Origin of the sequence: Halosimplex halophilum (genome assembly GCF_004698125.1) — an archaeon.
Taxonomy (GTDB): Archaea; Halobacteriota; Halobacteria; order Halobacteriales; family Haloarculaceae; genus Halosimplex; species Halosimplex halophilum.
Genome location: NZ_ML214298.1, coordinates 653,032 through 666,383 on the forward strand (window position 1 = coordinate 653,032; position 13,352 = coordinate 666,383).

15 protein-coding genes and 1 pseudogene are annotated in these 13,352 nt (G+C 71.6%); 8 read left to right on the plus strand and 8 right to left on the minus strand.

Going from position 1 to position 13,352, the window contains the following annotated elements; genetic code table 11:
• Window positions 1–50 precede the first annotated feature (50 nt).
• The gene (locus E3328_RS14275; RefSeq protein ID WP_135365299.1) at window positions 51–407 is read left to right on the plus strand and encodes a DUF7344 domain-containing protein; all 357 of its coding nucleotides are present in this window, start codon (window positions 51–53) and stop codon (window positions 405–407) included.
• A gap of 60 nt (window positions 408–467) precedes the next feature.
• On the opposite strand, the gene E3328_RS14280 is transcribed toward E3328_RS14275, so the two are convergent.
• Together E3328_RS14280 and E3328_RS14285 are read right to left on the minus strand one after the other, a co-directional pair.
• Window positions 468–923: a DUF7573 domain-containing protein gene (locus E3328_RS14280; RefSeq protein ID WP_135365300.1), complete on the minus strand. Its 456-nt coding sequence runs from the start codon at window positions 921–923 to the stop codon at window positions 468–470.
• Window positions 924–1,021: 98 nt separating this feature from the next.
• Window positions 1,022–1,672, minus strand: coding sequence for a bifunctional 4-hydroxy-2-oxoglutarate aldolase/2-dehydro-3-deoxy-phosphogluconate aldolase (locus tag E3328_RS14285; protein ID WP_135365301.1), 651 nt, complete (start codon window positions 1,670–1,672; stop codon window positions 1,022–1,024).
• Window positions 1,673–1,796: 124 nt separating this feature from the next.
• Here E3328_RS14285 and E3328_RS22745 point away from each other — a divergent pair, with 124 nt between their 5' ends.
• Window positions 1,797–1,919, plus strand: a complete 123-nt coding sequence (locus tag E3328_RS22745) for a hypothetical protein (protein WP_281275793.1) — start codon at window positions 1,797–1,799, stop codon at window positions 1,917–1,919.
• 40 nt (window positions 1,920–1,959) lie between these two features.
• On the opposite strand, the gene E3328_RS14290 is transcribed toward E3328_RS22745, so the two are convergent.
• From E3328_RS14290 to E3328_RS14305, 4 genes are all read right to left on the minus strand, one after another.
• On the minus strand, window positions 1,960–2,340 hold the full coding sequence (locus E3328_RS14290) for a cupin domain-containing protein (protein ID WP_135365302.1): 381 nt from the start codon (window positions 2,338–2,340) through the stop codon (window positions 1,960–1,962).
• Window positions 2,341–2,391: 51 nt separating this feature from the next.
• Window positions 2,392–2,895, minus strand: coding sequence for a hypothetical protein (locus tag E3328_RS14295; protein ID WP_135365303.1), 504 nt, complete (start codon window positions 2,893–2,895; stop codon window positions 2,392–2,394).
• A gap of 62 nt (window positions 2,896–2,957) precedes the next feature.
• Window positions 2,958–3,866, minus strand: a complete 909-nt coding sequence (locus tag E3328_RS14300) for an AEC family transporter (protein WP_135365304.1) — start codon at window positions 3,864–3,866, stop codon at window positions 2,958–2,960.
• Window positions 3,867–3,987: 121 nt separating this feature from the next.
• Window positions 3,988–4,968, minus strand: coding sequence for a DUF8108 domain-containing protein (locus E3328_RS14305; RefSeq protein ID WP_135365305.1), 981 nt, complete (start codon window positions 4,966–4,968; stop codon window positions 3,988–3,990).
• Between the two features lie 193 nt (window positions 4,969–5,161).
• Between E3328_RS14305 and E3328_RS14310 the strand changes: the two genes are divergently transcribed.
• The 4 genes from E3328_RS14310 (at window position 5,162) to E3328_RS14325 (ending at window position 10,575) form a co-directional block, all read left to right on the plus strand.
• Complete coding sequence (locus E3328_RS14310) at window positions 5,162–5,875, plus strand: hypothetical protein (protein WP_135365306.1); 714 nt, start codon at window positions 5,162–5,164, stop codon at window positions 5,873–5,875.
• 14 nt (window positions 5,876–5,889) lie between these two features.
• Window positions 5,890–7,773 (plus strand): spermidine synthase, encoded by a 1,884-nt coding sequence (locus E3328_RS14315; protein WP_135365307.1) that lies wholly within the window; start codon window positions 5,890–5,892, stop codon window positions 7,771–7,773.
• Window positions 7,770–8,330: a hypothetical protein gene (locus E3328_RS14320; protein ID WP_135365308.1), complete on the plus strand. Its 561-nt coding sequence runs from the start codon at window positions 7,770–7,772 to the stop codon at window positions 8,328–8,330. The genes E3328_RS14315 and E3328_RS14320 overlap by 4 nt, the downstream gene beginning before the upstream one ends.
• 61 nt (window positions 8,331–8,391) lie before the next feature.
• Window positions 8,392–10,575 (plus strand): pentapeptide repeat-containing protein, encoded by a 2,184-nt coding sequence (locus E3328_RS14325; RefSeq protein ID WP_135365309.1) that lies wholly within the window; start codon window positions 8,392–8,394, stop codon window positions 10,573–10,575.
• A gap of 3 nt (window positions 10,576–10,578) precedes the next feature.
• Here the strand turns inward: E3328_RS14325 and E3328_RS14330 are convergent, their stop codons facing one another.
• Window positions 10,579–11,274, minus strand: coding sequence for a class I SAM-dependent methyltransferase (locus E3328_RS14330; protein WP_135365310.1), 696 nt, complete (start codon window positions 11,272–11,274; stop codon window positions 10,579–10,581).
• Window positions 11,275–11,376: 102 nt separating this feature from the next.
• A pseudogene (locus E3328_RS22820) lies at window positions 11,377–12,593 on the minus strand (mandelate racemase/muconate lactonizing enzyme family protein).
• A 127-nt stretch (window positions 12,594–12,720) separates the two neighbouring features.
• Here E3328_RS22820 and E3328_RS14340 point away from each other — a divergent pair.
• Entirely contained in the window at window positions 12,721–12,954 is a 234-nt protein-coding gene (locus tag E3328_RS14340; protein WP_135365311.1) for an antitoxin VapB family protein, read from the plus strand.
• Entirely contained in the window at window positions 12,951–13,343 is a 393-nt protein-coding gene (locus E3328_RS14345; protein ID WP_135365312.1) for a type II toxin-antitoxin system VapC family toxin, read from the plus strand. Before E3328_RS14340 ends, E3328_RS14345 begins: the two co-directional genes overlap by 4 nt.
• Window positions 13,344–13,352: the final 9 nt, after the last annotated feature.

Below are 13,352 nucleotides of genomic sequence, written 5' to 3' on the forward strand. Positions count from 1 at the left end.
TGTGTACCCAAAAGTGGGAGTGACCCGTCTCGGACGGCTACGGGGAGGCAATGGTTGGGACCAACCTCGACGCGGACACAGTCATCGACCTCTGTCGGGACAGAGACCGCCGGATCGTTCTCGCCGTCCTCGCGGACCGCGGGCAGCCGGAGACGCTCGACGCGCTCGCCGAGGCAGTCGTGGAACACAACGACGACATCGCGACCGGGCCGTCCGACGAGACCGTCGCCCGGATCAAGACATCGCTGTATCACTGTCACGTCCCGAAACTGGTGGACGCCGGCCTCGTCACGTTCGACGCCGACCGGAAACTGGTGGAACCGAACGAGGGGATCGAACGGATCGAGCGACACCTCGCGTCGGTCGCGTCGTTCGAGCGGACACTGTCGGCGTCCGCCAGTCGGTAGTTCCCGACGGCGGGCCGGCCGTGGTCCGACCGCCGCCCGGTGACGCGGCACCCCGGCGAGCTACCACTCCTTGCAGTCCGGACAGACAAGCCCCTCGTCGCTCCGCCACCGCCGGTCGACCGTCTCGCCGCAGGCCGCGCAGGTCCCGCCGTCGCGGCTCCAGGCGTAGGTCGACTCGGCCGGGTCGACGGTCGGCGGGTCGACGCGGACGCCGTCCGCTGTCTCACCGCCGTCCTCGTCGGCCTCGCCGGCCTCGGCGGTCACGGCCGTTTCTGCGTCGCTCCCGCCGCTGTCGTCGTCGCCGTCTCTCTCCGGGGCCATCTCCCCGTCCGAATCGCTCGGTTCGGTCGCGTCGGTCGACTCGTCGGGGCCGCCCGTCTCGGCCGCGCCGTCCGAGTCGTCCGCGCCGGTCCCGGCCGGTCCGTCGTCGGCCGCCGCCGTGGGCCGGTCGGACGGCCCGTCGGTGCCGTCCCCGTCGCCGCCGTCCAGAAAGTCGTCGAGCGACCGGTCTCCCATGCGTCGTCGTGGTCGCTCGCCCCTCTTAGCGCTGGCGACCCGGGCCGTGCGCCGACCCGCGCGAACCCGTCGGTTCCGGTCCGACCGCGCGCCGACCGCTACGACCGCGCGTCCTCGACGGCCTCGACGAACGCCGCCGCCGACTCGCGGACGCCGTCCCAGTCCTCGCGTTCGATGGCGTCGTAGTCGACCAGCGCCGACCCCGCGCCGACCGCGACCGCGCCGGCCTCGAAGTAGTCGGCGACGTTGTCCGTCGAGACGCCGCCGGTCGGCATGATCGGCACGTCGCCCAGCGGGCCCTGGAGCGCGCCGATGTGGCCCGGCCCCACGGTCGAGGCGGGGAACATCTTCAGCACGTCCGCGCCGGCCTCCATCGCCTCGGCCGCCTCGGTCGGCGTCATCACGCCGGGGATGCAGACGACGCCCTCGCGATTACAGACGTCGATCACGTCCTCGTTGAGGTTGGGCGCGAGGACGAACTCCGCGCCGGCCTCGATGACGTTGCGCGCGGCCGCGGCGTCCATGACCGTCCCCGCGCCGACGATGGCGTCGGTGTCTGCCATCGCGCGGTCCACGTCCGCGATCATCTCGCTGCAGCGTTTCGCGTCGGCAGTCACCTCCAGCGCGGTGACCCCGCCCTCGTGGACCGCCTCGGCGACCGGTACGATGTCGTCCTCGTCGATGCCCCGCAGGACCGCCGTCACGCCGCTGTCGACGATCCGCCGGCGGATCTCGTGTTTGTCCGTCATGGCCGGACCTGCGGCCGGCGGGGCCAAAAGGGTACCCGGTCCGCGCGGGCGGTCGACCGCCCCGACCGCACCGGCGACGCTCGACCCTCGACATCCTTATTCGCCGCGAGCGCCTATCACGGATATGACAGACGATCCCGACCCCCGCACGACGATGGCCCGCGACGGCTTCCCCCGGATGCCCGGCGCCCTGCTGGTCGGCCTCCTCGTCCTCCTGCTGGTCCTCTACGTGCTGCTCGTCGGCTGAGCGGGCGGTCGCGGTCGTACCGCTCGCCCGGCCCGTCCGCTCACTCCTCGTCCTCGGGCTCGTAGGGGTGGGCGATGTCCGACTTCGGCGCGCCGGTCCCCAGCACTCGCACGGACTCGTCGGCGTCCGCGGGGTTGTACGCGCGGTGGGGGCTCTCCGGCTCGGCGACGAACACCTCGCCGTCCTCCACGACGAACTCCCCGTCCGGTGTCTCGACGTGGAGCGGTCCCGAAATCACGTAGAACGCCTCCTCGCGGCGGTCGTGGTAGTGGTAGACCCTGGGGAGTTGCTCGCCGGGTTCCATCTCGTAGGTCGCAAGGTGTAGCGCCGCGAGTTCCGCCGCATCGGAGACCCCGCGGCGGTCGCAGGGGTAGTCGGGCGTCGCCGTCAGGTCGTCGGGGTCGATCTGGTGGTAGGCCATGGCCGTCGGTGGGGCGCGGGCGCTGATAAAGCCGGGCGGGCCACCTCGCCCTCAACAGCGCGCGAGAACCGTTCCGTTGCGCGGGTCGGCGTCGTCGTCGTAGCTCCGCAGGATCGCGGTCTCGTTGACGTAGTATTCGGCCGTCCGCTCGTTCGTCCCGATCCCGGCGTCGGTCGAGTAGTGGACGCCGGTCCGGAGAGCGATCCGATAACCGTCCGACCGGCGTTCGGTGTCGGTTATCGTCGTCTCCACGTCGACGGAGTGGAACTCGGCGCCCGAGTCCGCGTGTTCGTGCAGGAACTCGTTGGTCGTGTGCGCGGTCTCGAAGCGGGCGGCGAACGCCGCGACGGTCGACTCGTTGACTGTCGACGGCGCGTCGGGATAGGGCTGGGCGGTCCGGTTCCCGAGTCGAAGGTCCGCGTCGTACGCGGCGACGGCGTCGGTCGTGCAGTTCGCTCCCGGGACCGTCCCGGCGGGCTCTCCGCCGACCGCCGAACAGCCCGCGAGTGCCGCGGTGAGCGCCAGGAGTACGAGGAGAGACCGTCGGGGACCCATCCGTTCGCGACACTCATCACGGGGCGATCATATGCTTTCCGGACGCTCTCACCGCCGGGCGCCTACCCCATCACCTGCAAGATTACGCCCACGGTGCCGAGCGAGGCCAGCGTCGTGGCGAAGACGTTGAGCGAGGCGAGCTGGGCGTCGCCCCCGAGTTCGGTGGCGTAGACGTACGTCGAGACGGCCGACGGCATCCCGAGCATGACGACGACGGCGGTCGCGGCGGTCGCGTCGACGGCCAGCAGGGTGAACACCACCCACGCGAGGGCGGGCATCAGTCCGATCTTCGTCGCGACGACCGAGCCCGTCAGCCCGTAGTCCACGTCGGCGTCGACCAGTTCGAGCGAGGCGCCGACACAGAGCAGGGCGACGGGCAGGGCGAGCTCCGAGACGGCGCCGAGCCCGGTCGCGGCCGCTCCGGGGACGCCGAGGCCGGCGGTCGAGACGGCGAGGCCGGCGCCGAGCGCGATCAGGACCGGGTTGGTGGCGACGCCGCGGAGTTCGTCGGCGGCCGCGGCGTCGGCGTCGTTGATGGCGATCAGCGAGCCCACGGTGAGCGGGGTCTGGACGAGGACGCCGATCCCGAGGACGACGGCGGCGGTCCCGCTGGCGGCGCCGCCCAGCGTCGCCTCCACGAGCGGCAGGCCGAGAAAGCCGAGGTTCGAGTGGTACGACTGGACGACGGCGACGCTGCGCCGGCCGCGCGAGGCGCGGCGGCCGTGGACCAGCCACGCCAGGGCGATGACGACTCCGAACACCAGCAGGACGCCGCCGACCAGCGCCGGCGAGACGAGTTCGCCCAGCGCCCGGTCGTACGTCGAGGAGAACACGAGCGCCGGCAGGGCGACGTAGAACGCGAGATCGTTGAGCCAGCCGGTCCGCCGCTCGGTCAGCAGGCCGACCCGGCGGGCGGCCAGGCCCGCGAGCAACAGCGCGAGCAGGTAGCCCAGCCGCGCGTACACCTCCATACCCGGGTGGAGCCGATCGGCGCCTTTCAGGGTTCGGATCGCCGCCGAACTCGCCGGGACCTCCCGGCCGTGGTCGGACCGGCTGCGACCGCCACGGCCGAGCGGTCGTCGCCGCTCGGGCTTACCGCAGCGCGTCCCGCCGTTCGTCCTCCGAGAGTGCCACGTCGCCGGCCACGTGGCGGCTGCAGCGCTCGCACTCGTAGGAGACGCCGCCGTCGTCGTAGGTTCTGATCGCGGTCCCGAACAGGAAGAGGGCGTCTTTCTGGCGGCGCGCGATGACGGCGTCGGCGTCCTCGCCGCAGTTGGGACACCAGTCCTTGTCGGGCGCCGGCTCCTGCCAGGTGATGCGGTGGCGGCCGATGGTGGCGTCCGAGTGGGCCTCCTCCTTCGAGGTCTGGACGACGGCCTCGGGCGGGACGGGGTCGGACTCGACAACGTTGTCGAAGCCGCTCTCGGCGGCGGTCGTGACCGAGACGTACGGGCCGACGCTGACGCGGTTGTCCCGCCCGACGAAGAAGACGGTCGCGTCGACGCCCCGGCCCTCGATCCGGACCTCGTTGTCCCAGCCGACGACGTAGACGGTCAGGTCGTGTTTGCCCTCGACCACCTCGACGGTGTTCTTCGCGCCGCGGACGGCGACGCCGTCGCGCGGGTCGCGTGCGTCGCGGGCGTGGTCCCAGCCGGTGACGGTCACGTCGTAGCCCGCCGGGTCGTCCGTCGGCCTCGCGGCGTCGTCGTGGAAGACCTGCTCGGCGCCCGCGGGGTCGATCGCCTCGGCGGCGCCGCTCGCGACGAACACGTCCTCGACGCCCCGGATCACCACGTCGCCGTCGGCGTCCTCGACGTAGCCGTCCTCGATGTCGCCGGTGACCTCGGTCGCCACGCCGGGGTCGCTCCCGTCGGGGTCGGCCCCGCCCTCGGCGGGCGGTGCAACGTCCGTGTAGACGTACTCCGCGTCCGCCAGCCGGAGCGTGCCCGCGACGCCGTCCGGGCCGACGAACACGTCGGCGGCCCCGCGGAGCTCGACCGGCGTCTCGTGGCTGCCGGCGAGCCGCACGTCGCCGGAGTAGCGTTCGGTCTGCGCGTCGGAGGTGTCGCTCATTGTCAGTTACCGTCACCCTACCGCCGGTCTCCACTTGAATCCCGGCCCACCGCCCGCCGCCGACGCCGGCCGCCTCGGTCGGTCCCGCTCGCCCGTCCCGGTCGTACCCCTCGCTCGGCCGCCCCGCGAACGTTCGTTCTGGGTGAAACGATGATATAAAGATACTTATTCGATGCCCGTTGCGGTAGTTGGTATGAAGCGCAGACGCTTCGTGCGCGGCAGTGCCGGGCTCGCTGCGGGCGCGGCGCTGGCCGGGTGTCTGGGATTCGGGGGGAACAACTCCCCGCCGCCTCGAAAGTCCCGAGTGTTCGGCGACGTCGCCCTCCAGGGAACGACGCTGCAGATCGAGCTGCTGTCCGACATCGAGGTCGAGACGCGCCGGGAGAACAGTAGCAGCCTCGGCGGCGGCGCGGTCGCCGGGCTCGTCCCGGTCGGCCGCGCCCGCGCGGCGAAGGGCGCCGGCGGCCGCGGCACCGGCGGCTACTCGTCGGCGCCGAAACACCCGCGCCACGGCTGGGCGGTCTGGCACGGCGGCGCCTACACCGACGACTGGCGCGACGACCACGACGACGAGCTGCGGATGGCCGACGCGACGGTCGCCACGCTGGGCGTCGCCTACCTCGGCACCGACGACGAGTACGAGAACGACGCGCCCGGCCCCGGTCCGGGGTCGGTCTCCTGGGACGAGACGTGGGACGACCCCCAGGACGGCGCCGACCTGACGGCCGACGTGGCCTCGCTCTCGCCGGGCGACGGCGCCCGCGAGGGGTGGTACCGCGTCGGCACGGAACTGGTCTCGGCGGACGGCTCGACGAACTTCGGCTGGCAGTCCGTCGACATGGAGGTCGACAACGGCCTCGGCGAGCCCCAGATGGACAAGGCCTGGTACGTCAAGCCCAGAGTGTGAGCCACTGACCGCCGATGGCCCCCGACAGCGACGACGCCCGCGGAGCGGGGGAGACGCCCGCCCGACCAGCCGACGAGGAGCCGCGGCTGTCGGGGCCGCTCGTCACCGACCGGCGGCTGCTGCTCGCGCTCACCTTCGTCGTCGCCTTCTGTTCGATCGCCTACGAGCTCGTCTACTCGGAGCTGTTGACGGTCTTCTACGGCGGGACCGTCCTCCGGTACTCGATCACCATCGGCCTGTACCTGTTCTCGATGGGCGTCGGCTCGTTCCTCTCGGCGCACCTCGACGACCCCGCCGGGAACTTCCTCCGGACGGAGGTGTACCTCGCGCTGGCCGGCCCCGCCGGCGCGGGGTTCATGATCGCGCTGAACTCCTTCCCGGACGCGACGCTGACCGTCGGGCGACTCGCCCTGAAGGAGCCGCTCACGCTCGGGCTCGCCCACGTCCCGATCCTGGTCGTCGGCGTGCTCTCGGGGTTCGAGATCCCGCTGCTGAACGAGCTCGTCGAGCACCGCGAAGAGACGCTGTTCGCCGCGCTCGGCGGGATCTACCCCCGGCGGATCGTCCGCGGCGTCCTCGGCACGTTCTTCTCGCTCACCGAGCCGGAGGGCCGCTCCGTCTCGGAGGTGCTGGGCGTCGACTACCTCGGCGGGCTCGCCGGGACGGTCGTCTACGCGCTGGTGCTGTACCCGAGCTACGGCCTCGTCGTGTCCGTGCTCGTCCTGGGACTGCTGAACGGCGTCGCCGCCCTCGCGTTCGCGGCCTGGTCGGCCCGCGCGCCGGCCGACCGCGGCGCCGACCGGTCGTTCTCGCTGGCGCGGTGGCGCGCGGTCGTACTCGCGGGACTCCTGCTGACGGGCACCTACGGCGGGCTGGTCGCCAACGCCGGCGCCGTCGACCGGGCGGTCACCGGCGCCTACATGGGCGACCGCATCGAGAGCGAGTACCAGCCCGGCAAGGCCGAGGTGACCGTCACCGGCTTCGAGCGCACCCGCTACCAGCGGATCACCACCTACCGCCGCGACGTGGCCGGCGACCCCGGCACCGATACCTGCCTGCGCCTGGACAGCGCGATCCAGCTCTGCGAGAGCTGGGTCGACTCCTACCACGCCGGCCTCGTCGACGTGCCGCTGTCCGCCTACGTCGACGACACGGGGACCGTCCGCGCGGACCCGCGGGCGACCGCCCGCGCCTCCGTGGCCGCCGATACTGAGTCGGATGCGGCCGGCAACGCCTCGTTCGACGTGTTGCTCGTCGGGGGCGGCGACTACATCGCCGTCGACCGCCTGCGCGACTACGGCGTGAGCGTCGACCAGGTGGACATCGACGGGGAGTTCCTCGCCTACTCCCGCGAGGAGTCGGCGTTCGCCCGCTACAACGACGACGCCTACGCGTACGACCGGCTGAACACCACCGTCGGCGACGCGTACAACTACCTGCGGGGGTCGGAGAAGGACTACGACCTGATCCTGCTGGACGTGCCCGGCGCCCGCAGCGACGACGCCCTGGCGCTGTACTCGACGGAGTTCTACAGCCTCCTTCGAGACCACCTGACCGACGACGGCGTCGTCGCCACGTGGGCCTACTCGAAGTACTGGTACGCCCAGCACCACAAGGTGTACGTCAACACCGTCCGCGAGGCGGGCTTCGACCGATACCTCCCCTACTCGGTGTACGAGGACCCCGACGGCGACGACCGGCTGGAGCGCGGCGAGCGCTTCTACCTGCTGTCGGACGGCCCGACGCCGAGCCCGAACGTCTCGCGGGCCCGCAGCGACTACCTCGACGCCGTCGCCGGCCGCTACGAGGGCCTGGAGTGGCGGCGAGTCCCCGCCTACCGCGGCGTCGAGCCGAACAGCGTCTTCGACCCCAACTACGACGTGATCGTCGACCCATGACAGAGACCCTCCAGTTCGTCCACGGACCGGCCCCGCCGACCGACGACGTGCGCGTGTTCGACTCGCTGACCCGCGAGTTCCTGGGCGCCGACTTCACCTTCCGCGTCGTCGGCAGCTCCCACTACGTCAGCGCCCCCGCCTACGACTTTTACGAGCTGTCCACCTGCGACCCCGTCGACGCCGACGGCGCGACGACCCTCCGCCTCGACGGCCCGACGGTGGCCGCTTCCGGGTCGGACCGCTCCGCCGACGAGGGTCGCCGCCGCCTCACCTACGCGGCCGACGGCCTCCGCTGTGCGACGCTCGTCGAGCGGCGCCCGCTCGCGGCGTTCCCGGCCGACGAGCGGTTCGACCTCTCCTACCGCTTCGGCGAGGACGCCTACACGACGGTCGACATCGGCGCCGACGGCTACGAGACCTACCACACGTACCCCGAGTTCGACCTCGCGCTCTTCACGCGGACGACCTTCGAGTCCGTCCCCGGCGGCGCGGTCGCGGAGGCGCTCGACGGCGACGCGCGACACCGCGCGGACCGGACCGGCCAGCCGACGGACTGACCCCGGTCGGGCCCGCCGGCGTCAGCAATATTTATATTCCGGGCTTCTCGTGTGAGAAAGTATGACAGATAGAGGGGACGGGAGCCCGGACTCCGGCGCGGTCGAGGCGCCCGGAGCGGCCGCCGACGCCCGGGAACCCGGAGACGGCCCGGCGGCGGCCGCCGAGGTCCTGCACCTCTCGCCCGACGAGCGGGCCGAGCGGGGGGTCGACGACGACGACGTGCGCGCGGCGTTCCTGACGGTCGTCCGCGAGGGCGACGCCGAGGCGAAGGACCTGCGGGGCGTCGAGTTGCCCGCGATCAAACTGGACCGGCTGACCGTCGAGGGGGCCGACCGCCACCCGGTCGACCTCCGGGGCGCGACCGTCGAGTCGCTGTCGGCGACGTTCGCGACGATCCGCCTGCCGCTCCGGCTGGACGAGGCGACCGTCGGCGACGTGACGCTCGACGAGGCCCACGTCGAGGAGGCCGTGCTGGCCGACGGCGCGACCGTGACCGGCGACTTCGAGGCGTTCGAGGCGACGTTCGCCGGCGACGTGGAGTTCGAGGGGGCGACCTTCGAGGGGCGGTTCGACGTCGACGAGTCGACGTTCACGAACGACGTGAGCTTCGACGGCGCGACCTTCGAGGGGGTCGCCGAGGCGCGGGGCGCCGAGTTCTACGGCGCCTCGAACCTCCTCGACGACAACACCAGCTTCACCGGCGCGACGTTCGCGGCCCTGGCGGACTTCCGGCAGACGACGTTCGGCTTCACCCACTTCGAGCGGGCGACCTTCGCCGGCGAGGCGGACTTCCAGGAGGCCCGCTTCGACGGCGACGCCGAGTTCGACGAGGCCGTCTTCGAGGGGTTCGCCGACTTCGACGAGGCCCGCTTCGACGGCGACACCGGGTTCGCCGACGTGGCCTTCGAGGGGGACGCCGACTTCCGCGGGGCGGCCTTCTCCGGCCGCGAGCGCGCGCTCGACGAGGACGCCACCTTCGAGCGCTCGACGTTCGCCGGCGACGCCGACTTCCGCCACGCCCGCTTCCGGTTCGTCACCTTCGGGGAGGTGGCCTTCGAGGGGGTCGCGCACTTCGAGGAGGCGGAGTTCGACGCCGACGCGACGTTCGCCGACGCGACGTTCGCCGCCGAGGCGGACTTCGACGAGGCGCGGTTCCGCGAGGACGCCGACTTCTCGGGCGTCGCGTTCGCCGCCCGCGCCGTCTTCCGCGGCGCGGAGTTCGCCGGCGGCGCGAACTTCCTGGAGGACGACCTGACCTTCGAGGGGGCGCGTTTCGGCGCCGACGCCGACTTCCACAACGCCGAGATCACCTCGGCGAACTTCGTCGACACGGCCTTCGGCGGCGAGATCGACTTCAGCGGCGCCCGCTTCTCCGAGCGCATCGACTTCGAGGCCAGCCAGGTCGAGGGCGACGCCTGGGTGGACTTCACCCGCGCGAAGATCCGGAGCGGCGAGATCGCCCAGCCCGCCGACGACTGGGTGCGCTACGACCTGACGCTCGCCTCCCTCGGCGACGTGGACCTGGTCGCCGCCGACGGGGACCACCGGCGCCTGCTGGACTTCTTCCGCTTTTGCCGCACGGAGTTCACCGAGTTCGACGGCCACGAGTTCGACTTCAGCGGCCACCGGCAGTACCTCGACCGCAACGCCTGGGCCATCCACGAGTTCCACGAACCGCCCGACGCCGACCCCGACTACGCCCTGGAGATGACCCCCGAGGTGATCGAGACCACCTACCTCAAGGCCAAACAGAGCGCCGCGGCCGTCGGCGACATGAAGGTCGCCGGCGAGTTCCGGGTCAAGCGCCAGCAGTTCAGCCGCAGGGAGAACCTGCGAGTCGTCCGCGACAGCTCTCAGGGGCTGTGGACCCGCGTCAAGAACCTCGGCCGCGCCAGCGAGAACTACTTCCTCGGCGTCACCTGCGGCCACGGGATGCGCCCCATCCGGATCGGCTTCGCGTTCGTCCTCGCGCCGCTGCTGTACGTCCCCCTCTACGCGTTCGGCGGCGGCCCGTTCCGGACCGCCGCGGGCCAGCTCTCCGTCGCCGAGGCGGCCACGGCGGAAGGGCTGGCGACACTGTTCGACGTGGCCCGGTTCAGCTACATCTCCTACACCACCATCGGCTACGGCTTCCTCGGCCCGGAGGGGCGGGCCGCGGAGGTACTGGCCGCCAGCGAGGCGTACCTCAGCGTCGTCCTCTCGGCGCTTCTGGTCTACGCGCTGGTCAAGCGCTCGGAGATGTGACGGTCACCGCCGGGCGACGAACACCGTCCGGCGGTCGTCGGGTCCGTACCCCTCGCGGGTCTCGACGGCGAGCCCCGTGTCGTCGAGCGCCGCCGCGACCGCCTCGTCGTCAAACGGCGTCATCGGCCGGCTGTTGGTGAACACCTCGCCGCTCTCGGTGAACACGACCGACACCCACTCCAGCCGGTCGTCCGGCCGCGGCTGCATCTGCGCCACCCGGACGTAGCGGCCGCCGTCGTACTCGCCGACGTGGTGCGCGGGCTCGTTGCCCTCCGGCGGGAGCGGCGAGTTGTCGAAGACGAGGACGCCGCCCGGCGCGAGGCGGTCGGCCAGCGCCGCCACCGCGGGGCCGAGGTCCGCGGGCGGCAAGTGGTTGATCACGCCCCGAATGGCGACGACGGCGTCGAAGCGCCCGTCGGCATCGAGGTCGGGGAGGGCGTCCCGGCGGAGCGTCACCCCGTCGCCGCACTTCTCGCGCGCGCGGTCTAGCATCCCCTCGTGGGGGTCGACCCCGGTCACGTCGTACCCCGCCTCGGCGAACCGGCGGGCGTGTTCGCCCGTCCCACAGCCCACGTCGAGGACCGACGGGTCGCTCGCGGCCATCCGTTCATCGACGAACGCCACGTCCCGGTCGTAGTCCCACTCGCGCTGGATCGCGTCGTACAGGTCCGGGTGGTCGGTGTAGAGCCGCTCGGTCATCGGGTCGCTCGTCGGTCCGCTCGGCGGTAGTCGTTTCGGCGAACGCGTCCGCCCCGGTGATCCGCGGCCGCCGGGTGGCGTCGACCCGCCCGACCCCGCTCCTCAGACCAGTTCCTCGCCGGGGAGGAGGTACTGCTCGGCCACGTCGAAGTCGATCTCGATACCGAGGCCGGGGCCCTCCGGGAGGTCGATCTGACCGTCCTCGATGACGTCGCCGTCCTCGCCGGTGCGGTCGACCAGGTCCTCGAACCACGGCACGTCGAAGGCGTGGTACTCCAGCGCGACGAAGTTCGGGACCGAGGCGGCGGCGTGGGCGGCCGCGACGGTGCCGACCGGCCCCTGGATGTTGTGGGCGACGATGGGCACCCCCTCCAGGTCACAGAGCGTGGCGATCCGCCGGAAGTCCCGGAGACCGCCGCAGTTTGCGGGTCCGGCGCGGCCACGTCCATCCCCTCGGCGTCGAGCATCTCCTTGAACTCGCCGGGGTCGCGCAGGTTCTCGCCGGTCATGACCGGACACGAGGTGGCCTCCCGGACGCGGCGGTGGGCGTCGTACTTCCGCGGCTGGACGGGGTCTTCGAGCCACGCCAGATCGTACGGTTCGAGCTTCTCCGCGAGCCGGGTGGCGGTCTCGACGGTAAAGTTCCAGTGCAGATCGAACCCCAGGTCCACGTCGTAGCCGACCTCCTCGCGGACGGCCTCGACGAGCGAGGTCTTGTGTTCGATGGCGGCGTTGTCCAGCCGGCGAGCCGCGGTGTCCACGTCGGCGTGGGTGCGCACGTCAAGGTCGAACTTCAGCGCGTCGAAGCCAGCGTCGACGACCTCGCGGGCCGCCTCGGCGTAGGACTCGGGCGTGTAGACCTCGCGGGGGTCGACCGCGCCCGACTGGGCCTCGCCCAGCGACTCGCCGCCGTGGGTGTCGCAGTACACCCGGACCGAGTCGCGGTACTTCCCGCCCAGCAGCTCGTAGACCGGCACGTCCAGCAGTTTCCCCTTGATGTCCCACAGCGCCATCTCGACGCCGGGGCCGGGCTCCCACATCACGTCGCGGACCCGTTCGATATCGAGGGGGTTCTGCCCCTCCAGCCGGCCGGGATCGTCCGGCCCCTCGCCGTGGACCTCGCCGTAGCCCGTGATCCCCGCGTCGGTCTCGACCTTGACGACCCCCCACTGGAAGTTCGCCTGCAGGATTATCGTCGACACGTCGGTGATCTCGATGTCCCGCTCGGGCGGCCGATGCGTCTCCTCGTCGGTGAAGTCCATCCACGGCACCCCGCCGCCCGGCGGGATGACGTACTCCGGTGTCTCTTCGTCTGCCATGTGTTCGCAGACGGCGCGCGGCCGGATGAAAACTGCGGGGGCGGCGAGTCGGTCCGGGGTCCCGGTGGCGCCGTCGCCGTCGGGGGTACCCGACAATTTACGTGGATACACACACGACTGTGTATTGATGGCCACGAAGACGATCTCGCTCGACGAGGAGGCCTACGAACGCCTCGCGGCGGAAAAGCGCGAAGGAGAGAGTTTCAGCGACGTAGTGAAGCGCCTCGCGGGCGAACGGTCGTGGAGCGAGGTCGCCGGTATCTGGAGCGACGGGACCGACGACATCGAATCGGCGATCGAGGAGGGTCGCGACCGTTCCCGGGCCCGTCGGAAGTGCCTGAGCGACGACATCGACGGATGATACAGGACACGTCGTTCGTCCTCGACGTGCTCGGCGGCGACGAGAACGCCCTCGACGCGCTGGCAGACATCGAAAGCGACCGCAAGCCCGAGAAGGTCTCGTCGGTCACGGCGCTCGAACTCCACGAGGGCGTCGGTCGGTCCGACCGCCCGGACGACGAGAAGGCGGCCGTCCTCGACGTTCTGGACTCGAAGACCGTCGTCCCGGCCGACCACGACGTGATGCGCCGTGCGGGCCGTATCTCGGGTGAACTGTACGCGACCGGCGAACCGATCGACAGGGAGGACTGCGTCATCGCCGCGACTGCACTCCGGGAGGACGAACCCGTTCTGACGCGGAACGTCGACCACTTCGAGCGGATCGACGGACTCGACGTGCGAACGTACTGACCGAAAAAC